This window comes from Anaerovibrio slackiae (genome assembly GCF_009695585.1).
In the GTDB taxonomy this organism is placed as follows: Bacteria; Bacillota; Negativicutes; order Selenomonadales; family Selenomonadaceae; genus Anaerovibrio; species Anaerovibrio slackiae.
This window is the reverse complement of sequence record NZ_VUNR01000021.1, coordinates 26,817-49,086: the sequence shown is the minus strand read 5'-3', so window position 1 is coordinate 49,086 and position 22,270 is coordinate 26,817. Positions and strand designations below refer to the sequence as shown.

At 49.6% G+C, this 22,270-nt stretch carries 20 protein-coding genes and 1 pseudogene; 10 read left to right on the top strand and 11 right to left on the bottom strand.

What is annotated here, in order from left to right; translation table 11 throughout:
* On the top strand, nucleotides 1-473 hold a 473-nt coding region (locus FYJ84_RS10355), incomplete at its 5' end, for a transposase (protein WP_205764208.1).
* Here the strand turns inward: FYJ84_RS10355 and FYJ84_RS10350 are convergent.
* Nucleotides 467-1,339 (bottom strand): RpnC/YadD family protein, encoded by an 873-nt coding sequence (locus tag FYJ84_RS10350; RefSeq protein WP_205764207.1) that lies wholly within the window; start codon nucleotides 1,337-1,339, stop codon nucleotides 467-469. The genes FYJ84_RS10355 and FYJ84_RS10350 overlap by 7 nt on opposite strands.
* A gap of 246 nt (nucleotides 1,340-1,585) precedes the next feature.
* Here FYJ84_RS10350 and FYJ84_RS10345 point away from each other — a divergent pair, with 246 nt between their 5' ends.
* Nucleotides 1,586-4,810 (top strand): type I restriction endonuclease subunit R, encoded by a 3,225-nt coding sequence (locus FYJ84_RS10345; protein ID WP_154407533.1) that lies wholly within the window; start codon nucleotides 1,586-1,588, stop codon nucleotides 4,808-4,810.
* Nucleotides 4,811-5,137: 327 nt separating this feature from the next.
* Here the strand turns inward: FYJ84_RS10345 and FYJ84_RS10340 are convergent, their stop codons facing one another.
* The 9 genes and pseudogenes from FYJ84_RS10340 to rpmH form a co-directional block, all read right to left on the bottom strand.
* Nucleotides 5,138-5,740, bottom strand: coding sequence for a hypothetical protein (locus FYJ84_RS10340; RefSeq protein ID WP_154407532.1), 603 nt, complete (start codon nucleotides 5,738-5,740; stop codon nucleotides 5,138-5,140).
* A gap of 161 nt (nucleotides 5,741-5,901) precedes the next feature.
* Nucleotides 5,902-6,618, bottom strand: coding sequence for a 16S rRNA (guanine(527)-N(7))-methyltransferase RsmG (gene rsmG, locus FYJ84_RS10335; protein ID WP_154407531.1), 717 nt, complete (start codon nucleotides 6,616-6,618; stop codon nucleotides 5,902-5,904).
* Complete coding sequence (mnmG, locus tag FYJ84_RS10330) at nucleotides 6,615-8,498, bottom strand: tRNA uridine-5-carboxymethylaminomethyl(34) synthesis enzyme MnmG (RefSeq protein WP_328596377.1); 1,884 nt, start codon at nucleotides 8,496-8,498, stop codon at nucleotides 6,615-6,617. Before mnmG ends, rsmG begins: the two co-directional genes overlap by 4 nt.
* Before the next feature lie 53 nt (nucleotides 8,499-8,551).
* Complete coding sequence (gene mnmE / locus FYJ84_RS10325) at nucleotides 8,552-9,958, bottom strand: tRNA uridine-5-carboxymethylaminomethyl(34) synthesis GTPase MnmE (RefSeq protein WP_154407529.1); 1,407 nt, start codon at nucleotides 9,956-9,958, stop codon at nucleotides 8,552-8,554.
* A 232-nt stretch (nucleotides 9,959-10,190) separates the two neighbouring features.
* Nucleotides 10,191-10,829, bottom strand: a pseudogene (jag, locus tag FYJ84_RS10320) (RNA-binding cell elongation regulator Jag/EloR); the annotation flags it as partial.
* Nucleotides 10,830-10,834: 5 nt separating this feature from the next.
* Nucleotides 10,835-11,530, bottom strand: coding sequence for a YidC/Oxa1 family membrane protein insertase (locus FYJ84_RS10315; protein ID WP_235901425.1), 696 nt, complete (start codon nucleotides 11,528-11,530; stop codon nucleotides 10,835-10,837).
* Between the two features lie 27 nt (nucleotides 11,531-11,557).
* Nucleotides 11,558-11,767 carry a membrane protein insertion efficiency factor YidD gene (yidD, locus tag FYJ84_RS10310; RefSeq protein ID WP_277007307.1) on the bottom strand — a complete coding sequence of 70 codons (210 nt, stop codon included), beginning with the start codon at nucleotides 11,765-11,767 and terminating at the stop codon, nucleotides 11,558-11,560.
* A 5-nt stretch (nucleotides 11,768-11,772) separates the two neighbouring features.
* The gene (gene rnpA, locus FYJ84_RS10305; protein WP_154407526.1) at nucleotides 11,773-12,120 is read right to left on the bottom strand and encodes a ribonuclease P protein component; all 348 of its coding nucleotides are present in this window, start codon (nucleotides 12,118-12,120) and stop codon (nucleotides 11,773-11,775) included.
* A gap of 78 nt (nucleotides 12,121-12,198) precedes the next feature.
* On the bottom strand, nucleotides 12,199-12,333 hold the full coding sequence (gene rpmH / locus FYJ84_RS10300; RefSeq protein ID WP_027396727.1) for a 50S ribosomal protein L34: 135 nt from the start codon (nucleotides 12,331-12,333) through the stop codon (nucleotides 12,199-12,201).
* Between the two features lie 415 nt (nucleotides 12,334-12,748).
* On the opposite strand from rpmH, the gene dnaA reads away from it, so the two are divergent.
* The 8 genes from dnaA (at nucleotide 12,749) to htpX (ending at nucleotide 21,255) form a co-directional block, all read left to right on the top strand.
* Nucleotides 12,749-14,194 (top strand): chromosomal replication initiator protein DnaA, encoded by a 1,446-nt coding sequence (dnaA, locus tag FYJ84_RS10295; RefSeq protein WP_154407525.1) that lies wholly within the window; start codon nucleotides 12,749-12,751, stop codon nucleotides 14,192-14,194.
* Between the two features lie 291 nt (nucleotides 14,195-14,485).
* Nucleotides 14,486-15,592 carry a DNA polymerase III subunit beta gene (gene dnaN / locus FYJ84_RS10290; RefSeq protein ID WP_154407524.1) on the top strand — a complete coding sequence of 369 codons (1,107 nt, stop codon included), beginning with the start codon at nucleotides 14,486-14,488 and terminating at the stop codon, nucleotides 15,590-15,592.
* Between the two features lie 14 nt (nucleotides 15,593-15,606).
* Complete coding sequence (locus FYJ84_RS10285; RefSeq protein WP_154407523.1) at nucleotides 15,607-15,837, top strand: RNA-binding S4 domain-containing protein; 231 nt, start codon at nucleotides 15,607-15,609, stop codon at nucleotides 15,835-15,837.
* 3 nt (nucleotides 15,838-15,840) lie between these two features.
* Nucleotides 15,841-16,968 (top strand): DNA replication/repair protein RecF, encoded by a 1,128-nt coding sequence (gene recF, locus FYJ84_RS10280; protein WP_154407522.1) that lies wholly within the window; start codon nucleotides 15,841-15,843, stop codon nucleotides 16,966-16,968.
* On the top strand, nucleotides 16,949-17,887 hold the full coding sequence (locus FYJ84_RS10275) for a DUF721 domain-containing protein (protein ID WP_205764206.1): 939 nt from the start codon (nucleotides 16,949-16,951) through the stop codon (nucleotides 17,885-17,887). Before recF ends, FYJ84_RS10275 begins: the two co-directional genes overlap by 20 nt.
* A complete protein-coding gene (gene remB, locus FYJ84_RS10270) occupies nucleotides 17,884-18,159 on the top strand; it encodes an extracellular matrix regulator RemB (protein ID WP_154407520.1) in 276 nt (91 codons plus the stop codon). Before FYJ84_RS10275 ends, remB begins: the two co-directional genes overlap by 4 nt.
* A 71-nt stretch (nucleotides 18,160-18,230) precedes the next feature.
* Nucleotides 18,231-20,216, top strand: a complete 1,986-nt coding sequence (gene gyrB, locus FYJ84_RS10265; protein WP_407060750.1) for a DNA topoisomerase (ATP-hydrolyzing) subunit B — start codon at nucleotides 18,231-18,233, stop codon at nucleotides 20,214-20,216.
* Nucleotides 20,217-20,391: 175 nt separating this feature from the next.
* On the top strand, nucleotides 20,392-21,255 hold the full coding sequence (gene htpX / locus FYJ84_RS10260) for a zinc metalloprotease HtpX (protein ID WP_154407518.1): 864 nt from the start codon (nucleotides 20,392-20,394) through the stop codon (nucleotides 21,253-21,255).
* Nucleotides 21,256-21,444: 189 nt separating this feature from the next.
* Here htpX and FYJ84_RS10255 read toward each other — a convergent pair whose 3' ends face one another.
* On the bottom strand, nucleotides 21,445-22,029 hold the full coding sequence (locus FYJ84_RS10255) for a nucleoside/nucleotide kinase family protein (protein WP_154407517.1): 585 nt from the start codon (nucleotides 22,027-22,029) through the stop codon (nucleotides 21,445-21,447).
* Between the last annotated feature and the right edge of the window lie 241 nt (nucleotides 22,030-22,270).

Here is a 22,270-nt window from a genome sequence, read left to right as displayed (position 1 = left end):
GCCAATGTCCATATATTGAAAAATGTACAATGAGCCGCAACCATACAAAGGTTGTGACACGCCATATATGGTCAGAGTATATGGAATATGCTGAGGAATACCGGCATGTATTCCAATACAAGGAAATTTATAAGCAACGCAGAGAAACCATTGAGAGGGTATTTGCAGATGCTAAGGAACGTCATGGGTTAAGGTATACCATGCTGCGTGGTCTGGAAAAGGTAAAAATGCAGGCGACGCTAACTTTTGCATGCATGAATTTAAAGAAATTGGCAATATGGAAACACAGGAAGAGGCTGCAAAAGCCGTCTGTACATGGCAAAAATAGTTTTTTTGAAAAAATAAAATACAAACTACTTTATAAGGCAAAAATATGGCAGCGAGTGTGGATAACTCGCTGCCATATTTGTCTACGGTCTGAGCATGACACATCAACTGTCATGCTTTTTACTTATAACTATATAGCTCAATGAAGAACCGCAGCATTTTTCAGGATTTCCTTAACTTCCTCCACGGAGCTTCCACTAATGTCGGCAATATCATCTACCGCCATATTGCGTCTGAACATATTTAACACCACTTGAGTTTGTTTTTCGCTTGCTCCCCGTGCAAAAGCTTCTGATCTTATGCTATCTCTTTCAAGGTTCCAGATATATTCCTGGTCAAATAAAGTAATCATAATCTCCTCAACCTCCTTCTCGCGTTCACGCAAGTATTCCTTCAGCAAATTTCTATCACGACAAATCCTGATAATCTCTTTTGCTGCTGTCAGCGTCCTGCCATACAATGCTACCTGCTCATTGAATACCCTGCAAAATCCTATATACTGATTGATAATATCATCACTATCCTGAAGGTAAATAACCTTCACCTTGACATCTATGCAGCAATCTGTGTCAGGGAAAAATTCATCTTTAAGTGACAATATATCAGGATGGCTTCCCTTGTCACCAGTGTAGATAACATACAGCTCAGGCTTTGGCAAATCAACCTTATGACTGCCATACAGCTTAATTTTATTTTCCCTAAAATAGTCCTGATACGTTTCCACCAAATACATCAAAGAGCGGATAATGATATTGGAAGACCACGTTGACTGAGCTTCCACCAGGATCATCAGCTGGCTGCCCCTGACCATGAAGCCCAGGTCATTGTATATGCCGTTCATCAGAATTGACTTCAATGTCACAATATCCAAATCATCTTCCTTTATGGTTGTATCATCTGGATGTAGTGCTTGATACATCTGCAAAAGGTACTTTTTCTGGGAAAACAAATCCCTGAATACCGTGTCCTTCCCTGCCAATCTCATTGTTCTTTCATGAACCAACACCATCACCCCTCACTCAATCCTGTTGCACCTATATTTTACCAAAATGCTGCCACATGCACAAATCCTTATTAAACAGAATTTTTGAACATCCTTTAGTATACACTATGCAAATAATCAGCCTGTTTACTTACTTGCTCTAATGTAAGGTCATTGAATTCAGATAGCTTATCATTTTTGCACCAGCTGGCGGTTTTGCAGGGCTTATTTTTCTGTTATAATGTTAGTATGAAAACGCAAGGAATTTGAACTTCCATGAGAAAGGTGCTGAATACCGTGCCGTACTTCAATATTGTCGCACAAACTACGGAAAACACCGTAGTAACTGAATATGAGCCTGTGAAGAACAGACCTGATTTCTACCAGTCTGAGGCGGAGCTGGAACGTGAATTTATTATCCTTCTTGCGGAGCAGGGCTACACATACCTGCAAATCCACAACGAAAAGGATTTAATAGCCAACCTTCGCCACCAGCTGGAGGAACTGAATAACTATAGTTTCTCAGACAATGAATGGAAGAAGTTCTTTGCCACGGCTATTGCCAACACCAATGAAGGAATTGCGGGCAAATCCAGAAAAATTCAGGAGGATTTTGTACAGGTTCTGAGGCGTGACGATGGCTCATCCAAGAATATCACCTTGCTTGACAAGAAAAACATCCATAACAACAGGCTTCAGGTTATCAACCAGTACACCATCAGTCAGGGAGAGGGAGCCCGCCATGACAACCGTTATGATGTGACAATTCTGGTGAATGGCCTGCCTATCGTCCATGTGGAACTAAAACGCAGGGGGGTGGCTATCAGGGAGGCTTTTAACCAGATTAACCGCTACCAGCGTGATTCTTTCTGGGCAGGTTCAGGACTTTTTGAGTATGTGCAGATTTTCGTTATTTCCAATGGCACCAATACCAAATATTATGCAAACAGCACTAGATTCAATGCCGTGAAGGAGGCTTCCAATGCTGGCAGGGGCAGGAAGGGAAAGACCAGCAACAGCTTTGAGTTCACCTCTTTCTGGTCCGATGCCAGCAACAGGGTGATTACTGACCTGATGGACTTTACCAGGACTTTCTTTGCCAAGCATACCTTGCTGAATATACTGACCAAATACTGCATATTTACGGCTGAGAATATGCTGATGGTGATGCGGCCATATCAGATTACGGCTACGGAGCGTATCCTGAACCGCATCGAGATTGCCCACAACTACAAGAAGTATGGCACTATTGCCGGGGGCGGTTATATCTGGCACACCACGGGAAGCGGCAAAACCCTTACCTCTTTCAAGACCGCCCGGCTGGCTTCCCGCCTGCCCTACATCGACAAAGTGCTGTTCGTGGTTGACCGCAAGGACCTGGACTATCAGACCATGAAGGAGTATGACAGATTTGAGAAGGGAGCTGCCAATAGCAACAGCTCCACCGCCGTGCTGAAAAAGCAGCTGGGAGATGCCAATGCCAAAATCATCATCACTACCATCCAGAAGCTTGCCACCTTCATCAAGAAGGAAAGCGGACACCCTGTTTTCTATCAGCATGTAGTCATTATATTTGATGAGTGCCATCGCAGCCAGTTCGGCGATATGCACGCTGCCATCGTCAAGAATTTCAAGAAGTACCATATCTTTGGCTTTACTGGTACGCCAATCTTTCCTGTCAATGCTGGTGCTGTAACCAATCCTCATTTCGTGACTACTGAGCAGACCTTCGGTGACAGGCTGCATACCTATACCATTGTGGATGCCATCAATGACAAAAACGTGCTGCCTTTCCGGGTAGATTATATCAGGACTATGGGCTTGGATGAGGACATTGATGATGAGCAGGTTTGGGACATTGACCGCAAAAAAGCTTTTGAGGCACCTGAGCGTGTGAAGCTGATTACCCAGTATATACTGGAGCATTTTGACCAGAAAACCTACAGAGGGGATAAAACCTACATCTTCAACCAGCTTACCAATATTCAGGAAGTAGCGTCTGCAGCTCATGGCAAGGTGGATGAGATAAAGCAGAAACAGCGTGTCAGCGGTTTTAACTCCATCTTTGCTGTGGCGTCAGTGCCTATGGCAAAGATGTATTATAATGAGTTCAGGAAGCAGATGGCTGCCGACCATACCAAGGAGCTGCGTGTAGCTGTTATTTATAGCTATGGAGCTAACCAGGAGGAAGCAGATGGGATTCTTGATGAGGAAAACCCGGAGGACACCTCTGCCCTTTCACAGACTGACAGGGACTTTCTGGAACAGTCCATAGCTGACTACAATGCCATGTTCCGCACAAATTATTCCACCGATGGCGATAAGTTCCAGAGCTACTACAAGGATGTTTCCTTGAGAATGAAGAACAAGGAGCTTGATCTCTTGATTGTGGTCAATATGTTCCTGACAGGATTTGATGCTACCACCCTGAATACCCTCTGGGTGGATAAGAACCTTAAAATGCACGGTCTTATTCAGGCCTTCAGCCGTACCAACCGCATCCTGAACAGCATAAAGACTTTTGGCAATATTATCTGCTTCCGCAACTTGCAGAAACGTGTTGATACAGCCATTGCACGATTTGGGGACAAGGAAGCTGGCGGTATCGTCCTGCTCAGGAAATTTCAGGATTACTACAACGGATATGTGGATGAGAATAATAAGCAGGTTAATGGGTATACCTGCCTGGTGGACAATCTTTTGCAGAAATTCCCCCTGACTGAACCGCGCATTGAAGGCGAACAGCACCAGAAGGATTTTATCCAGCTTTTCGGTGCTGTGCTCAGGATGCGAAATCTGCTGAGTTCCTTTGATGAGTTTGCCGGGATGGAACTTATCAGTGAGAGGGATATGCAGGATTATCTGGGCAGGTATCAGGACTTACGGGATGAATGGAAAGGGCTCATTGACGCTGGCAAGGCCACGGACATAATAGATGATATTGTGTTTGAGGTTGAGCTTATCAAGCAGATTGAGATTAACATTGATTATATCCTCATGCTGGTGAAAAAGTACCATGACAGTAATGGCCAGGATAAAGAAATCCTCATTACCATCCGTAAAGCCATTAACGCCAGCCCGGAACTGCGCAGCAAGAAGCAGCTGGTAGAGGATTTTATTGCCAATGTGAATGAGATGGACGATGACGTTATGTCAGAATGGCACGGCTTTGTAGCCCGGCAGCGTGAGGCTGATTTGTCCGCCATCATTGCAGAGGAAAAGCTGAAGCCGGAGGAAACAAGGAAGTTTCTGGAAACCTCCTTCCGGGATGGCGAAGTAAAAACTGTCGGCACGGATATTGATAAGCTCATGCCCCCTGTCAGCCGCTTTGGCAGCGGAAACCGGGAAAAGAAGAAGCAGGGCATCATTGACAAGCTGAAAGCTTTCTTTGAGAAGTATTTCGGCATAGGCGGCCCGGCGAGGTTTACGCCATCTGTTTATGACAACAACATACATGAAGATGTTCAAGACATGGTAGCAGAAGGACAGGCAAAATATTAAGACATTAGTACTATTTCTACGTAACGTGCAAAAAATATAAGGCTATCATTCTGCTGTATCTGTTCAGACAAGAAAAGGATGGGTTGCGGCATGTGCCATCAGAAACCTTTGTTGCGCCTCGGTGCTTAGCAATTCGCAAGCCGTCAGGCGCAGCGAGAGCTTAGCACCGCTAGGCACAACGAGGAGCGAGAGCGTGTTTCTGAGGGTACTGCCGTAACCCATCCTCTTTTAGTCTGAACAGAGTCCACTAAAAAAATAATAAGAAGATTAATTGTACCGTATCACATATTTCATACGCCAAAAGTACCGCACAATGCAATGCAGGCATCAGATGGCAATCCTGAATACATCCTCAATAAAGTCCCCTGCACTTTCCAGGATATTTCCCTTGGAGCCCGGCTTCTTGCCCATCTTCTTTACCACAGCCTGATAGATATTGTCCTCTACGCTTTCAGGCACCAGGTATTCCCAGTTCTTAACATTGTACTTCCGCTGGCTGATATCATTATCCGGCCTGCCGCTGACCTCCAGCTCGCAGAGGAACTGTATCTGCTGCGTGGATGGCCTGATATAGTAATGCTCCAGATAATACTTTTCCTGATATGTGTACTGGCTATCATTCATGCGCTCTGCCAGAGATTTGGCATTAGCCTCCTCAATGCGCTCCAGCTTCACCCACACATCAATAATATACTCATCATTTTTATCAGGGCAGGCAATCCACTTGGCACTTTTCTTGTCCATGTAATAATTAAAATAGCTATCCGTAAAAAGCTTTACATAGCGTTCATCCTGTTTTTCCTTTTCCCCGCTGGCATCCGTACTGCCAACCGTATTTGCACTGCCAGTGCTGCTGACTGCCGCCTCTGCCCCGCAGCCCAGCAGCAGCACCAATGCCATAACCAAGGTAACTATCTTTTTCATATTCATGCCGTTCCCCCCTGCCGCCTGAAACCAAAAGCATCAGACCGCAAACTACCAAAAAATCATATTCCTACAACCAAATTCTACATCAAAACGCAAAATCCCGCCATAAGAAATTAATCTCAAAACATCAGATAACAACATCCAGCAACATCTGCTAACATGCCTTACAGCGGATTCTTGTCCGGCGTCCCGGCCTTCCTCGGATAAGCCTTTGGCGTTGCCCTGACCTTCCTGATATAAAGCACTGCCCGCTTGTCCTCAATATACGGAAGCCTTACCGGCACAGACCTGATACTGCTGCCCCCCAGCACCTTGACGGCATTGGCCCCCTCTGCTACTTCCTCCTGATATTTCATGCCCTTGAGAGCCACAAAATACCCATCCACCTTCACAAAAGGCATGCAGTACTCCGCCAGCACCGACAGCCTTGCCACCGCACGGGAGACAGCCACATCAAATTTTTCCCTGAGAAGCGGCTGCCTGGCTCCTTCCTCTGCCCTGAGATGGACGCACTGCACCTGGTCAAGCTCCAGCTTATCCGCCACCTCCTGCAAAAACTTGATGCGCTTGTTCAAGGAGTCCAGCAGGGTAAGCTTGATATCAGGCCGGAAAATCTTCAGGGGAATGCCGGGAAAGCCTGCCCCCGTTCCCACATCAATCACTGCCGCCCCCGGCGGAAAATACCTGTCATCCCAGCAGCTGAGGGAGTCAATCATGTGCTTGATGGCAACCTCCCTTGGCTCGGTAATCGCCGTCAGGTTGATTTTTTCATTCCATTCCACCAAAAGCTGAAAATACAAATCAAACTGCCCTATCATCTTTTCTGTCAGCACCACGCCGAACTGCTCTGCCGCATCCTTTAAATATTCCTGGAAATTCATGCCCTGCCAGCCTCCAATCTCTGCCTCTGCTCAAGGTAAATCATCAGCACCGACACATCTGCCGGGGAAACGCCGGATATTCTGCCTGCCTGTCCCAAGGACATTGGCTTTACCAGCTGCAGCTTTTCCCGGGCCTCATCCCGGAGGTTCGGCACATCCTCATAGTCAAGCTCTGCCGGAATCTTCTTGTTTTCCAGCTTTTCCATCCGTGCCACCTGCTCCAGCTGCTTCTGAATATAGCCGTCATAAGTAATAGCTGTTTCCACCTGCTGCTTTACCTCGTCAGGCAGCACCGGCAAGGAAAATAATGGCTGCAGCAAATCATAAGAAACCTCCGGGCGGCGCAGCAGGTCATACAGCCTCTGGCTGTTCTTTATTTCCCCGATGCCGGCCCCTGCCAGCAGCTGCAAGGTCTCCTGATTTGGATTGACAATGGTCTCCTGCAGCAGCTTCAAGGCTGCCTCTATGGCATCCCGCTTTTTCGTAAACCGCTGCCATCTGGCATCATCCACCAGGCCGATTTTCCTGCCGATAGGCGTCAGGCGCAAGTCAGCATTATCCTGCCTGAGGAGCAGCCGGTACTCCGCCCGGGAGGTCATGATCCTGTATGGCTCATTGGTGCCCTTGGTCACCAGGTCATCAATCAGCACACCGATATACGCCTCGGAACGCTTCAGTACCAGCGGTTCCTTCCCTTGCAGCTTCATGGCGGCGTTGATGCCTGCCATCAGCCCCTGGGCAGCAGCCTCCTCATAGCCGGAGGTACCGTTGGACTGCCCGGCAGAAAACATGCCGCTGATTTTCTTGAATTCCAAGGTAGGCTTTAGCTGCAATGGATTGATGCAGTCATACTCAATAGCATAACCAGGCCGCATCATCTTTGCCTTTTCCAGCCCTGGAATAGTATGCAGGAAAGCCAGCTGCACATCCATGGGCAGGCTGGTGGACATGCCCTGCACATAGACCTCGTTAGTATGGTTGCCCTCCGGCTCCAGGAACAGCTGATGCCTCTCCTTATCAGGGAAACGTACCAGCTTTGTCTCGATGGACGGGCAATAGCGCGGTCCTACCCCCTTTATCAGTCCGTTTGCCATAGGGGCACGGTGGATATTGTCCATAATGACCTTGTGGGTAGCTGCATTGGTATAGGTCAGATAGCATGGCACCTGTTCACGGGTTGCCACATCGCTCATAAAGGAAAAATTCCGTGCCTCCTCATCCCCCGGCTGGATTTCCATTTTGCTATAATCCAGTGAACGGCTGTCTACTCTGGCAGGAGTGCCGGTCTTGAAGCGCATCAGCTCAATGCCGGCAGCCAGCAGGGACTGAGACAACTTTTCCGCTGACCGCTGGCCATTAGGGCCGCCGGTATGGGTATGCTCGCCAATTATAATAGAACCCTTTAAATAAGTGCCGGTAGCCAAAATTGCCGCCCGGCAGAGGTAATACTCATCATTTTCCGTGCGGACGCCCCTGACCTTGCCATCCTCCACAATCAGCTCATCAATCAGAAGCTGCTTCACATCCAGACGCTCCTGATTTTCGCAGACCTCCTTCATGCGGAACTGGTAGTGCTTCTTGTCCGCCTGTGCCCTGAGAGCATGGACAGCAGGCCCCTTCCCCGTGTTCAGCATCCTGAACTGGATGCAGGTTTCATCGGCATTGATGCCCATCTGCCCCCCCAGGGCATCCAGCTCCCTGACCAGATGTCCCTTGCCAGGACCTCCTACAGAAGGATTGCAGGGCATCATGGCAATATTATCCATACTGAGGGTGGCAAGAAGCGTCTCACAGCCCAGCCTTGCCGCTGCCAATGCCGCCTCCACCCCGGCGTGGCCGGCACCGATGACAATCACATCATACTCACCGGCAATAAATATATCATCCTTGTTCATGAACTCACCTCAAAAATTTTTCAAAAGCTCTAGCCGCCTCATTTGCCAAGGCAGAACCGGCTGAAAATCTCGTCAATAATATCCTCGCCGATAGTCTCCCCCGTAATCTCCCCCAGCTTCTCCCAGGCCGAGCGCAAATCTATCACCACAAAATCCTCGCTCATGCCGTTCAGCAGCGTCACCCTGGTCTGCTCAAGAAGCTCCAGAGCCTTGCGAAGAATCTCCTGCTGCCGGGCATTGCTGACCATAGCCGACTCCTGCCAGCCGATCTTGCCGCCGAAAACCAGCCTCTGTATGGCTTCCTCCAGCTCGTTCAGGCCGGAGCCTGCCTTGGCGGACATGGTTATAATATCATAGATTTCTTCAACCTCTTTTTCAGTTGCAATTTTCTCTATATCTTCCTGTCCCAGCTTGCCATCCAGGTCAGATTTATTCAAAATAACGATAATCCTGCCCCGGCACTGGCCTAAAAGCTGCCAAATGGCCTCATCCTGCGCTGTAAGCCCCTGGGAGCCATCAAACACCGCCAGCACCAGCTCTGCCTCCCTGGCATAGCTGTATGCCCTCTCCACGCCAATCTGCTCCACCAGGTTTTCCGCCTCCCTGATGCCTGCCGTATCAGCCAGCTTCAGGGGAATACCGCCTATATTCACATACTCCTCAATGCTGTCACGGGTAGTCCCCGGAACATCAGTTACTATGGAACGCTCCTGCCCCAGCATCAGATTCATCAGGCTGGACTTGCCGGCATTAGGACGCCCGATAATCGCCGTGCGCAGCCCGTCCCTGAGAATCCTGCCCCTGTCGGCAGAACCCAGCAGGTCCTGCACCTGCCCATATATCTTCTCCACCTTCAGCTCCGCTTCCCCAAGAGCTACCTCCTCGATATCATCCTCGGGAAAATCAATAGATGCTTCAAGGTGAGCAATAATCTCCAGAATCTCCTGCCGCAGATTGCCGATTTCCTCCGACAGCCTTCCCTGCAAATTGCCTGCCGCCATCTCCAATGAAGCCGCCGTGCGCGCCTGAATCACATCCATCACCGACTGTGCCTGGCTGAGATCAAGCCTGCCGTTCAGAAAGGCCCTCTTGGTAAACTCTCCCGGCTCTGCCGGCTGGGCTCCCAGCCTGTAGGTCAGCCCCAGCACCTGCCTGAGCACAAGGGGACCTCCATGGCATTGCAGCTCCACCACATCCTCGCAGGTATAGGAATGAGGCGCCCGCATCACAATGCAGATTGCCTCATCCAGAAACCTGCCTTCCTCATCATATATCCTGCCAAATACCGCCACTCTGGGAGTACACTCCGACAGCCTGTGCCCCCCGGCAGGGCGGAAGCACTTTTCCGCTATTTCTACTGATTTTTCACCGCTAAGCCGGACAATGCCTATGCCGCCCTCGCCTATAGCAGTGGCAATCGCACTAATCGTATAATCCTGCTGCATAATCTCATCCTCATAAAATCTACAAAAAAAGAGCCGCTTCAATTAGATTATACCATCATAACCCAATTGCAAACAGCCCTTTCACAGCCATCAGCTATCTATTTGCTTATTCTTCACCGCGTTCAATGCTCTCATAGGAAAACTCGCTGCCGCTGTCCGTATTGGTGGAAATCGGCTCCCTGCCGTAGCGGCTCTCACGGCTGCCACGGTACTCGCCGCGATAATCACGGCGCTCACGCCTGCCCCGCTTCTGCTCAATAACCACCTTGCGGTACGGCTCATCACCGGAGCTGTAGGTGGAAATGCGGTAATTGTCCTGCAATGCCATGTGAATAATCTTTCTCTCATGGCGGTTCATAGGCTCCAGCACGATGCGCTCACCTGTGCGGCGTACCTTGTCAGCCAAACGCAGTGCCAGGCGGCGCAGGGTTTCTTCCCGGCGGCTCCTGTAATTCTCAATATCGAGAATAATGCGCACCTTTTCCTCCAAAAGCCCCTTGTTGGCAGTCAGGTTGGACAGATACTGCAAGGAATCCAGCGTCTGGCCGTGCTTGCCAATCAGGATGCCCAGATTGTCACCGATCAGGTTCAGGACAACGCCATCCTCTGCCTCGCTGACCTCAATAGTAACATCAAGGTTCATGGCAGCAAAAATATCGCTCAGGAACTTCTTTGCCTTGTCAGCAGGGGTCAGCTCCCTCACCCGTGCCAGAATCCTGGCAGGCCTGCCGCCAATCAGTCCCAGAAAGCCCTTGCTAGGCTCCGCCAGCACCTCAAACTCAACCATATCAGCAGAAACCTGCAGATCCAAAAGAGCCGCCTGCTTCGCCTCATCTATCGTCTTTCCTGTCTTTTCAATTTCAACAGCCATCAATCTTACCTCTTCTTCTTATCGCTGGCAGAAGCATCCTCTACCTCTACAGCCAGCTTTTTTTCACCGCGGAACATGTACCACTGCTGCGCAATCTGGCAGAGGTTCATGGTTACCCAGTAAACAACCAGTCCGGATGGGAAATTCAAAGAAATCCAGCCGATGAACAGAGGCATCATATAGCTCATGATCTTCATCTGCTGGTTATCCTGCCCATTGTTGGCCATAGTCTGCTTCTGCTGGATATAGGTAGTCAGGGCAGACAGGATAGGCAGCACATACAGAGGATCTGTATCCGACAGGCTGGTGAGCCACAGGAAGGTAGGATCACCTGAATAGCTGTATCCGTACAGGCAGTAGTAAACACCCATCAGGATAGGCATCTGAATCAAAAGAGGCAGGCAGCCGGCCAGAGGATTAACCCCTGCCTCCTTGTAGAGCTCTGCCATCTTCTGCTGCAAGAGCTGCGGATTGTTCTTGTAGTCCTTCTGCAGCTTCTTCAGGGCAGGCTGCAGCTCCTGCATTGCCTTCATGGAGCGCACCTGCTTGGCAGTCAGGGGATACATGAGGGCCTTCACCAAAATAGTCATCAAAATGATGGCAATACCGTAATTGGCAAAGCCAACAGCCGCAGTGAGGTTGTAAAAGCCTTCAAATACCAGGCGGAATACCTGCACCAGCGGATCAAAAAGGTTCATCATAAATTCCAAATCAACACGTCCTTTATACTACGGAACCGGATCATAGCCCCCCTCGTGAAAGGGATGGCAGCGCAGGATGCGCTTCAGGGCGAGCCAGCCGCCCCTCATAGCACCGTATCTTTCAATAGCTATCATCGCATACTCCGAACAGGTGGGAATATAACGACAGCAGGGGGATTTCAGGGGTGAAATATACCTTCTGTACACATCTATCAGGAAAAGAAACACTCTTTTCACCCGTATCATCCCTTCAAAATCTTCGCTTTTCTGCCTAAACTGAGAAAAGCCTTCTCAATAACATCGTATTTTTCGGTAGTCGCTGCCTTCCTGCCCACCAGCAGGAGCGTATAGCTCCCGTCAAGCCTGTGCTGATTCAGCCTGTAGCACTCACGCAGAAGCCGTTTGACTCGGTTCCTGGTGACTGCATTGCCAAGCTTCTTGCCGGCAGCAAACCCTACCTTGCCTTCCAGCCCGCTTGCTGTAAAGACATACACCACCAAATACCTGTTAGCATAAGATTTTCCCAAGCGATGGATTCGCTGAAAATCATTTCTGCGGCGCAAAATGCGCACCTTCGGTAATTTGTACATAAAGAAAACTCCATTCAAAGCAAAAGCATACGCCATGCTTCCCCGATAATAAAAATAGGTCACCGAGGTGACCTAATATTATGCTGAAATCTTCTTTCTGCCTCTTGCGCGGCGACGAGCCAGTACCTGACGGCCACCCTTAGTCTTCATGCGCTCACGGAAACCATGAGTCTTCTTCTTCCAATGATTGTTCGGCTGATAAGTCTGCTTCAATTTCTGCACCTCCTTAATATATTTACGAGTAAAAACTCGGTCAAACCCAATCTATGCATTATGTATTGAATTTAAACTACCAAAGATTATAGACTACTGCTGAAACCGTGTCAAGAACTTTTCCTTGACTGCTGTGGATAAATTTTCAATTTCGCTGGATAAAAAGTATTTTTTTGCTGCTTATCCCATATTTTCTGTTGATAACTTGCCTGTATTTTGATAGAATATTAGAGGTCTTCCACAAGACTTATGCACATATTGTTAATAATCTTACGATTTCAATATAATATGGAAGGAAAAATGATTTTTTGCTTGTTTCCTTCCCCTTTTTTATTGATTTATCCACACTTTTATTCACAGATGTGGATAAGTTCCTGTATCAGTGGATAAATTTTTTTTGCGAGGTCATTATTTTATGCTACAGACACAGTTAGACGAATTCTGGAATACCATTCTGGCAGAGGTGGAAAATTTTCTATCCCCCGGTGCCATTGAACGCTGGCTGAAGCCCCTGAAGCCTGTATCCTTTGCTGATAACACCTTTACCCTCAGTGCTGACAACGAGGTTATCATTCAGTTCTTTGAGAAAAGGTACAAGGATTTTACCCAGGATGCCTGCAAGGAAGCCTGCCGGAAGCTGGAATTCACCCAGGATATTCAGGGGGAAATCGCTTTTGTCCTGGAATACAGGCCCGCAGAAAAACCTGTTGAAAAGCCAAAGACAAAGACTATCGAGGTGCATGAGGACAATCCACAAGGCAGCCTTGATTTTGGCAGGACTGAGGAAAGCGCTGCCAGGTATGAATCCTCCTTTGCCAAGATAGCACCTGGCGATGCTTCCTCCCTGAACCCCAAGTACGTTTTTGACAACTTCGTTACCGGCGGCTTCAACCGCATAGCCCATGCAGCTGCCCTGGCCGTGGCCAAGGAGCCGGGCAAGACCTACAATCCCCTGTTCATGTACGGCGGCGTAGGCCTGGGCAAGACCCATCTCATGCACGCCATCGGCCACGAGGTGCTGAAAAATGATCCCACCAAGAGGGTACTGTACATTACCTGCGAAAAATTCACCAACGAGCTGATTAACGCCATCCGTGACAACTCCACCGAGGCATTTCGCCAGAAGTACCGCCATATCGACCTTCTGATGGTAGACGATGTGCAGTTTTTGACCAAGAAAATCCAGACTCAAGAGGAATTTTTCCACACTTTCAACGCCCTCTATCAGTCCAACAAGGCTATTGTGCTTTCCTCCGACCGGCCGCCTCATGAAATCCAGACCTTGGAAGAAAGGCTGAAATCACGCTTTGCCAGCGGTCTTCTGGCAGACATCCAGGTGCCTGACCTGGAAACCCGTATCGCCATTCTCAAGAAGAAGGCAATGCTGGAGAACCTGGACGTGCCAAATGAGGCCCTGATTTACATCGCCGGCCGCATCGACAACAACATCAGGGAGCTGGAAGGCGCCCTGACGCGGGTGGTTGCCTATGCCTCCCTCACCGGCAGCAGGATTACCACGGAGCTGGTGGCTGAGTCACTAAAAAATATTTTCCCTGACAATACCACCAAGGAAATCACCCTGGAAATCATCCGTGAGGTGGTTGCCACCCATTTCAAGCTGAATATTGATGACCTGAACTCCAGCAAGAGGAATAAGAATCTCGCGGTGCCGAGGCAGATTGCCATGTACCTGTGCAGGGAGCTGACAGATACATCCCTGCCCCAGATCGGCGAATTTTTCGGCGGCAGGGACCATACCACGGTGCTTCACGCCTACAAGAAGATTGCCAAGGACAGGACGTCCAATATCCAGCTGGACAAGACCGTGCAGGAGCTTATCAAGAGCATAGAGAAAATGTAATACACAGCCGGGTAGCATTGCCCGGCTGTTTTATCCCTGTAAATATGTGGATAAGCGGTGCATGTAAGTGTAGACGGGCTGTGGATAACTTTGACGATATTTTGTTCTTGTGGATGATGTGGATAACCTTTTGCTGACCCGCAAACATAATCAACAGATTATGCACAGGCTTCCTGCGGATAATTTCTCGGGCAGATTCCCCTTATCCACCCTTTCCACACCCCCTACTATTACGGCTCCTAAAACTTTAAAAATATTAAAGAGTAATAATATATAAAGGATGTGCAAAACATGAAATTCAGTTGTCAAAAGGAAGATATAGTGCAGGCAATACAGATTGTCATGAAGGCAGTATCGCCAAAGCCTCAGACACCAATCCTTTCCGGTATCTATATGAAGGCAGAAGGCAATCAGCTGACCTTGCAGGCAACAGATTATGAGATGGGCATTATTTGCAATATCGAAGCTCAGGTGGCAGCACCAGGGGAAATGGTTTTAGCAGGACGTTATGCCCAGGAAGTCATCCGCCGCCTGCCGGGTACCACCGTTGACTTCGAGTACAATAATCAAGAAAAGATGGTCTATATTACCTCCAACCGCTCCAAGTTCTCCTTCCTGAGCATGGAAGCAACTGATTATCCTACTATTGCGAGGGTTGAGGGCAGAAGCAGCTTCCAGATTTCCGATGTCATCCTGCGGGATCTCATCCAGAACACAGCTTTTTCCTGCTCCCACGAGGAAAGCCGCCCTATCTTTACAGGCTGTCTCCTGGAGCTGAAGGAGGATTCCATCCTGATGGCAGCTACCGATACCCACAGGCTGGCAGTAAAATCAGATACCCTGGAGGAATTCCAGGGGGAGCAGAAGCTGATCATTCCTTCCAAGCTCTTAAACGAGCTGCAGAAAATCCTCCAGTCCGATATGCCGAGGACGGTGAACATCAGCTGCAGCCCGACACAGATCAGCTTTGAGGTTGACAACGTCTACATTTCCTCACGGCTTATAGAAGGCCAGTTCCCTGATTATCACAGGGTTATCCCGGTGGAGTTCAAGACAGCTATCACCTTGAAAACAGATGAAATTAAAGGAATTATCGACCGCATCGCCCTGATTTCCAGGACAAATGACTACAACGTTATCACCATGGAGTTTGCCAACAGCATGGTGAAGATTTATTCAGCCAATCCGGAAATCGGAAACGGCGAGGAATACGGCTCCGCCGTTATTAATGGCGATGACATCAGGATTTCCTTCAATGCTGACTACATCAATGACTGCCTGAAGCTCATCAAGTCACCGGAATTTACCCTTTCCCTGAACGGCCCATTGAATTCTGCCGGTATCAGGACGGAAAGCGAGCCGAATTTCGTGTACATCGTCACTCCTGTCAGGAGTTAAAAGGAGATATTTAGATGGAAAAAATAGCCATTCATACAGAGAGCATCCAGCTTGACCAGCTCCTGAAATGGGCCGGCATCATCGAGTCCGGCGGCCAGGTAAGGCCTATGCTGGAGGAAAAGCTCATCCTGGTCAACGGCAATATCGAGACAGCTAAAAGGCGGCGCCTGTTTCCGGGAGACACTGTGGAAATCCTGGAGATGGGCTGCTGGCAGGTAGCCAGGGAAGAAACCGGGGTGCAGTAAGCCATGAAGGTCAGTAGCCTCAAGCTTGTTGATTACAGGAATTATGAAAAACTGGAACTCAAATTTTATGATGACCTGAACATTTTTATCGGCTGCAACGCCCAGGGGAAGACCAATATCCTGGAGGCGGTCTATTATGCTGCCTGCGGCAGCTCATTTAGGAGCAGCACGGATAGCGAGCTGGTTCGCTGGAATGCTCCCGGGGGAAGTATTTCCCTGGGCTTCCAGCGTTTTGGCGTGGAAAATCAGCTGGATTTTACCTTTTATCGGGACAAGAGGCGTACCATTGCCTATAACGGCAGGAAAATATCCGTCAAGGAGCTAATCGGGGCGGTGAACGTGGTGCTTTTTGCCCCTGATGATTTGCAGCTTATCAAGGGCGCCCCTGCCGGCAGGCGGCGCTTTCTTGATATGGAAATTTCCCAGGCAAGCCCTGCCTACTACCATGAGCTCATCAAGTACAACCGGCTCCTTCAGCAGAGAAATTCCCTGCTGAAGGAAATCAGGGAGCGCAGGGCAGGCCGGGATATGCTGGAATATTGGAATCCCCAGCTGGCGGAAAGCGCGGCAAAGATAACTGCCAAGCGGCTGGAGGCGGTGAAGAAATTCAACATGCTGGCCAATCTCATGCAGAAGCGGATTTCCGGCAACGAAGAAAATCTCAGCATAGCCTATCAGATTAAGGGCAGCGAAAATGAGCCTATAGCGGGAAATCTAAAAATATGGTATAATGAAATGCTGACTCGTTCAGGTGAGGAAGACGTATATCGCGGTGTGACAGGCATTGGCCCCCACCGGGATGATATTATAATCTCTGTCAATGGCATCAATCTCAGGAGCTTCGGCTCCCAGGGACAGCAGAGAACGGGAGTGCTGGCTATGAAGCTTTCGGAGCTGGAATTTATCCGCTCCGAGACGGGAGAGTACCCGATACTTTTACTGGATGATGTGATGAGCGAGCTGGATGCCGGGAGAAGGCAGCAGCTTTTGTCCTTTATTGGCAGGGAAGGCATACAGACCTTGATTACCGCCACTGATGAGGCGTATTTTGACATGCAGAGCGTGGGGAGGTATTTCCGCGTGGCAGCAGGAAGTGTTGCAGGTGCAGGCTATGGCAAAGCAGACGGCTGAGAGAAACGGCAAGCTGGAAAGCGTGGGGGATATTTTTATCCAGTCCCTCAAAACAATGAAAATCGGCAAGGAATTCAAGCAGCATCTGGTGGTCTATCAGTGGCAGACGCTGGTGGGCAAGGATATTGCCGCCCATGCCCGGGCGGTGAAGCTTGAGTTCAAGAAGCTGTTTATCCGCACAACCCATCCGGCCTGGGCGGAGCAGCTGAAGTACATGGAGTATGACATAAAGCAGAAAATCAACAGCCATTTTGGCGAGGAGCTGGTGCAGGAGCTGATTTTTACCGGCCAGCCCGGCTGGTATATTTCACAGGAGAATACCCTGTACAAAGAGGATGAAAGCAGGCATCTGGGCAAGCAGCTGAAGAAAATCCAGCTGTCTGATGAGGAGCTGGCAGCGATCCGGGAAAGCTGCAGCAGCATAGAGGATGAGGAAATGCGCAGTGCGGCAATGCGGCTGGGGTGCAACGTGCGCAGGATGCTCCGCTACCGACAGAAAAGCTACTGGCACCCTTGTGCCAGTGAGGGGTGCGGCAGTATCTGCCCACCGGCTGAGGAATACTGCTACAGCTGCAAAAGGCGCATGAAGGAAAAAAAGGCGGAGAAAATCCAGCAGCTTTTGCTGGATATGCCCTGGGCGAAGTACGGGGAGGTTTTGCAGGAGGTTTCCTGCAGTCAGCAGGAATTTCAGTCCCAGCGGCTGATTTTGCTGCAGCGCCTTGCCAGCAGGGTGGATTATGGCGATGTGGAAAGCATCGAGGCCAAGACTCTGGTCATGCTATACCGTTCCCTGCCACCTGAACAGCTCAGTGACGAGGTAGTGAAAAAGACCATGAGCCGCCTGCGCCGTGATGTGCGCTATGTGCCGAAGCAAAAGGCTGGGGGCAGGGAAGCTCCCTCAAAGGGGGCAGGCAAGTGATACCTGTATTTATCGGCGGCACTACGACCGTGGCAAGTGACAGGCTGCTGGCCATTATTGACTGGAAGTATTTCCAGGAGGGCGAGAACAAGGCATATCTTGCTGCCTGCCAGGGGAGGATAAGTGATATTACAGAGGGCGGCACGCCCAAGTCCCTGGTGGTTACTGCTGATGAGCTTTACATATCCCCTATTTCACCCCTAACATTGAAAAAGCGCAGTGACAGGATGAAAAAGGGCATATATGAATTTAACAGTGTGGAGGAAGACTGATAATGTCTATGGAAAATATAGTGAATTTGGAAAATAAGGAAGCTGAGGAGCAGACTTCTTTTGATTTCGGCATGGCACCGGAGGAAGTCAGGGAAATCAGCCAGGAGCCTGATACTACCGGCGTTAAGATCAATCTTGAGGATGTAGGTGCCGAGGTTTCCGCTGTGGATGGTGAATACGGTGCCGAGCAGATTCAGGTGCTTGAAGGCCTGGAGGCAGTCAGGAAGCGTCCTGGCATGTACATCGGCAGCACCTCGGAAAGGGGACTCCATCACCTTGTCTACGAGGTGGTGGACAATTCCATAGACGAGGCCCTGGCAGGCTACTGCACGGATATCAACGTGGTGATTCATCAGGACAACAGCATCACCGTTACCGATAATGGCCGCGGCATTCCTGTTGACCTGCATGAAACCGGCAAGCCTGCCGTGGAGGTTGTTCTGACGGTGCTCCATGCCGGGGGCAAGTTCGGCGGTGATGGCTACAAGGTTTCCGGCGGCCTTCATGGCGTAGGCGTTTCCGTGGTAAATGCCCTCAGTGAGTACATGGAGGTAGAGGTAAAGCGTGACGGCAAAATCCATGCCATTTCCTTTAAGCGGGGCAATACTGTCTCTCCCATGAAGGTAATCGGGGAAACAGAGGAAACTGGTACCCGGGTGCATTTCCTGCCGGACAAGGAGATTTTCTCCGTGACCGAGTACAGCTATGATACACTGAAGCACCGTCTCCGTGAGCTGTCCTTTCTGAACAAGGAGATTACCATCCATCTCATGGATGAGCGTTCCGGCAAGAATGAGAGCTTCCATTTTGATGGCGGCATCCGCTCCTTTGTGCAGCACCTGAACAAGAAGAAAGAGGTTCTGAATCCTGAGCCGATTTACTTTAACGGCACCAAGGATGATATCGTGGTGGAGATAGCCCTTCAGTACAATGACAGCTATCAGGAGAACATCTACAGCTTCGTCAACAACATCAATACCGAGGAAGGTGGCACCCATCTGGCAGGCTTCAAGATTGCCCTGACCAGGGCGGCCAATGACTATGCCAAGAAGAACAATATCATCAAGGGCAACCAGTCCAACCTCAGCGGCGAGGATATCCGTGAGGGCATTACCAGTGTCATCAGCCTGAAAATCCGTGAGCCTCAGTTCGAGGGACAGACCAAGACCAAGCTGGGAAACTCCGAGGTGCGGGGCATCGTGGATTCCATCGTGTCCGAGGGGCTGAACGAGTATTTCGAGGAGCATCCTGATATCACCAAGAAGATTCTTGACAAGGCGGTAATGGCGGCCCGTGCCAGGGAGGCAGCCAGGAAGGCCAGGGAGCTGACCAGGCGCAAGAACGCCCTGGAGGTCAGCAGCCTTCCGGGCAAGCTGGCTGACTGCTCCGTTAAGGACCCTGCCCACTGCGAAATCTTTATCGTAGAGGGTGACTCTGCCGGCGGCTCCGCCAAGCAGGGACGTGACCGCCGCTTCCAGGCCATCCTGCCAATCCGGGGCAAGATTTTGAATGTGGAGAAGGCACGTCTTGACCGCATCTATGCCAATGCGGAAATCCGAACCATGATTACGGCTTTTGGCAGCGGCATCAGCGACGAGTTTGATTTGTCCAAGCTCCGCTACAACAAGATTGTCATCATGACAGATGCTGATGTGGACGGCGCCCACATCAGGACGCTGCTTCTTACTTTCTTCTACCGTTATATGAAGCCGCTTATCGAGCATGGCCATGTGTATATTGCTCAGCCGCCTCTCTATCAGATCAGGAAGGGCAAAAAGAGCTGGTACACCTACAGCGATGATGAGCTGACTGCCAAGCTGGACGAGGTGGGCAGGGATAGTGCCGTCATCCAGCGCTACAAGGGCCTGGGCGAGATGAACCCTGAGCAGCTGTGGGATACCACCATGAACCCGGAGGGACGTACCATGCTGCAGGTGAGCATGGAGGATGCGGAGGCAGCAGACGAGCTGTTTACCATCCTCATGGGTGACAAGGTAGAGCCGCGCCGCCAGTTTATTGAGGAGCATGCCAAGCTGGTGCGCAACCTTGATATTTAATAGCATATATGACTTTTCAGGGGGGCTTATGCCCCCTTTTTTGTTTGATGATTGACAAATATGTTTTCTTCTGCTATTATCTAGAAAAAGTTTGATTTTTAGACTTTTTTCAGATTTATCATGTAGACTATGTGATAGTTAGGAGAAGTATAGTATTCTGTAAGGAGAAATGAGTATGAATACGCTGAAAACTACGGTTTTAATGGCCCTGCTGATGGGTATCCTGATAGCTGTGGGCGGTGCCTTTGCCGGGCGCAGCGGTGCGATGATAATGCTGCTGTTTTCCCTGGCCATGAATTTTGGTACCTACTGGTTCAGTGATACCATTGTGCTGAAGACCTACGGTGCCAGGGAGGTGACGGCAGATGATGCGCCGGAGCTCTATAATCTGGTGGCCAACCTGGCAGCCAATGCGGAGCTGCCTATGCCGAAGGTGTGCATCATCAACAGTGGTGTGCCAAATGCCTTTGCTACCGGCAGGAATCCTTCCCATGCGGCTGTGGCAGTGACTACAGGCCTGATGCAGGCACTTAACTACGATGAGATTGCCGGTGTGCTGGCTCACGAGCTTTCTCATGTGAAGCATCGTGACACCCTGATTTCCTGCGTGGCTGCGGCCATGGCAGGTATCATTTCCATGATTGCCAATATTGCCCAGTGGGCGGCTATCTTTGGCGGCCGTTCCGATGATGATGAGAATGGCGGCTTCATCGGCCTGATTGTGACCATTGTGATTGCCCCCATTGCGGCAGCCCTCATTCAGATGGCTATTTCCCGTTCCCGTGAGTATGAGGCGGATAAGGCCGGCGGTGAAATCTGCGGCAATCCTAATGCCCTGGCCAACGCTTTGGAAAAGATTGAGTATTTTTCCCTGAACGGCCCGGTCATGAGCCAGGCTACGGCTTCTACAGCCCATCTGTGCATCGTAAATCCTTTGAAGGGCTCCAAGCAGACCTTCATTAACCTGTTCAGCACCCATCCGCCTACGTCGGAGCGCATAGCAAGGCTGCGTCAGCAGGCCATTGCCATGGGCAGGTAAGCATTGGCCACGTCTCAGGGCGTTGCTGCCATGCTTATAAGCTATATAGTTGTTACGTTCCCCCTGCTGTGATGGCAGGGGGCATTTTTTTGCAAAAAAAGTGCTATGCCCGGCATAGCACTCACTTGATGATGTTTCTGTTTTGCTCCTGTAATTCAGGTTGAGATATCTGATATCAGCCCTCAGCTATCAGATCGTCTGGTTGAGCTTGGCAATAACCTCTCTTGGGGCATTGACAGACAGACCCATAATAGCCATCAGCTGGTTGAAGGCAGTGTCCAGGTCTTTGGTATTCTTGATGATGAAATCAGCAGATTTCCAGAAGTTGAACTCGTTATTGGATTCAGCATACTCAAGGTGATATTTCATATCGACATTGTTGTGCCCCAGGCGCAGCATCCTGTCCACCAGGCACACATAGTCAGTCATGAGATAGATGGTGGTAAGCTTGCCGTTCATCAGCTTGGCCAGCTGCTTGACACCGTTCTGATCCAGTACCGTAATGCTCACTTTGTTGTGGGTTATGGATTCCAGCATATCTTTCTTCTTGATGCCGTAATAATCCCCCTTGTATGCCACCTTCACAATCCAGTCTGCCTGCTCAAAGGCTGACTTGCTGACAAAATTAACCATGCGCTTGTCCTTTTTCAGGCGCATGGCATCGCTGGTGCTGTATACGGGAATATAATGAACGCCCAGGTCCATCAAACGCGTAATCAGTGAGGACTTACCGGAAGCATACGGACCGACCAAAGCAAAAAGTTTATTTGACATGGGTATCAACCGTCCTAACATAATAATTTGCACGTTTTATATTTACTATCTTTATTGTAGCATAATTTATTGTAAAAATGAACTGAAAAATTTAAAAAATACAAAAGGAGCGACAACCGATCGTCGCTCCTTCTGCATCAACCTCATCTGCCACCTGTACAAAACTCCACCACAGAGTATGTACAACAAACGTTGTCCCCACAACGTTTCACCCAAGGATATGTTACCATAACTTTAACTT

What these genes read in the sequence shown, in the direction of transcription:
- FYJ84_RS10285 (WP_154407523.1), top strand. Translation starts at nt 15,607, where the DNA reads ATGGAAAAAATAGCCATTCATACAGAGAGCATCCAGCTTGACCAGCTC.
- FYJ84_RS10340 (WP_154407532.1), bottom strand. Translation starts at nt 5,740, where the DNA reads ATGAATATGAAAAAGATAGTTACCTTGGTTATGGCATTGGTGCTGCTG.
- recF (WP_154407522.1), top strand. Translation starts at nt 15,841, where the DNA reads ATGAAGGTCAGTAGCCTCAAGCTTGTTGATTACAGGAATTATGAAAAA.
- mnmE (WP_154407529.1), bottom strand. Translation starts at nt 9,958, where the DNA reads ATGCAGCAGGATTATACGATTAGTGCGATTGCCACTGCTATAGGCGAG.
- FYJ84_RS10255 (WP_154407517.1), bottom strand. Translation starts at nt 22,029, where the DNA reads ATGTCAAATAAACTTTTTGCTTTGGTCGGTCCGTATGCTTCCGGTAAG.
- dnaN (WP_154407524.1), top strand. Translation starts at nt 14,486, where the DNA reads ATGAAATTCAGTTGTCAAAAGGAAGATATAGTGCAGGCAATACAGATT.
- rsmG (WP_154407531.1), bottom strand. Translation starts at nt 6,618, where the DNA reads ATGAATTTCCAGGAATATTTAAAGGATGCGGCAGAGCAGTTCGGCGTG.
- FYJ84_RS10275 (WP_205764206.1), top strand. Translation starts at nt 16,949, where the DNA reads ATGGCAAAGCAGACGGCTGAGAGAAACGGCAAGCTGGAAAGCGTGGGG.
- htpX (WP_154407518.1), top strand. Translation starts at nt 20,392, where the DNA reads ATGAATACGCTGAAAACTACGGTTTTAATGGCCCTGCTGATGGGTATC.
- FYJ84_RS10345 (WP_154407533.1), top strand. Translation starts at nt 1,586, where the DNA reads ATGAGAAAGGTGCTGAATACCGTGCCGTACTTCAATATTGTCGCACAA.
- gyrB (WP_407060750.1), top strand. Translation starts at nt 18,231, where the DNA reads ATGGCACCGGAGGAAGTCAGGGAAATCAGCCAGGAGCCTGATACTACC.
- rnpA (WP_154407526.1), bottom strand. Translation starts at nt 12,120, where the DNA reads ATGTACAAATTACCGAAGGTGCGCATTTTGCGCCGCAGAAATGATTTT.
- FYJ84_RS10315 (WP_235901425.1), bottom strand. Translation starts at nt 11,530, where the DNA reads ATGATGAACCTTTTTGATCCGCTGGTGCAGGTATTCCGCCTGGTATTT.
- dnaA (WP_154407525.1), top strand. Translation starts at nt 12,749, where the DNA reads ATGCTACAGACACAGTTAGACGAATTCTGGAATACCATTCTGGCAGAG.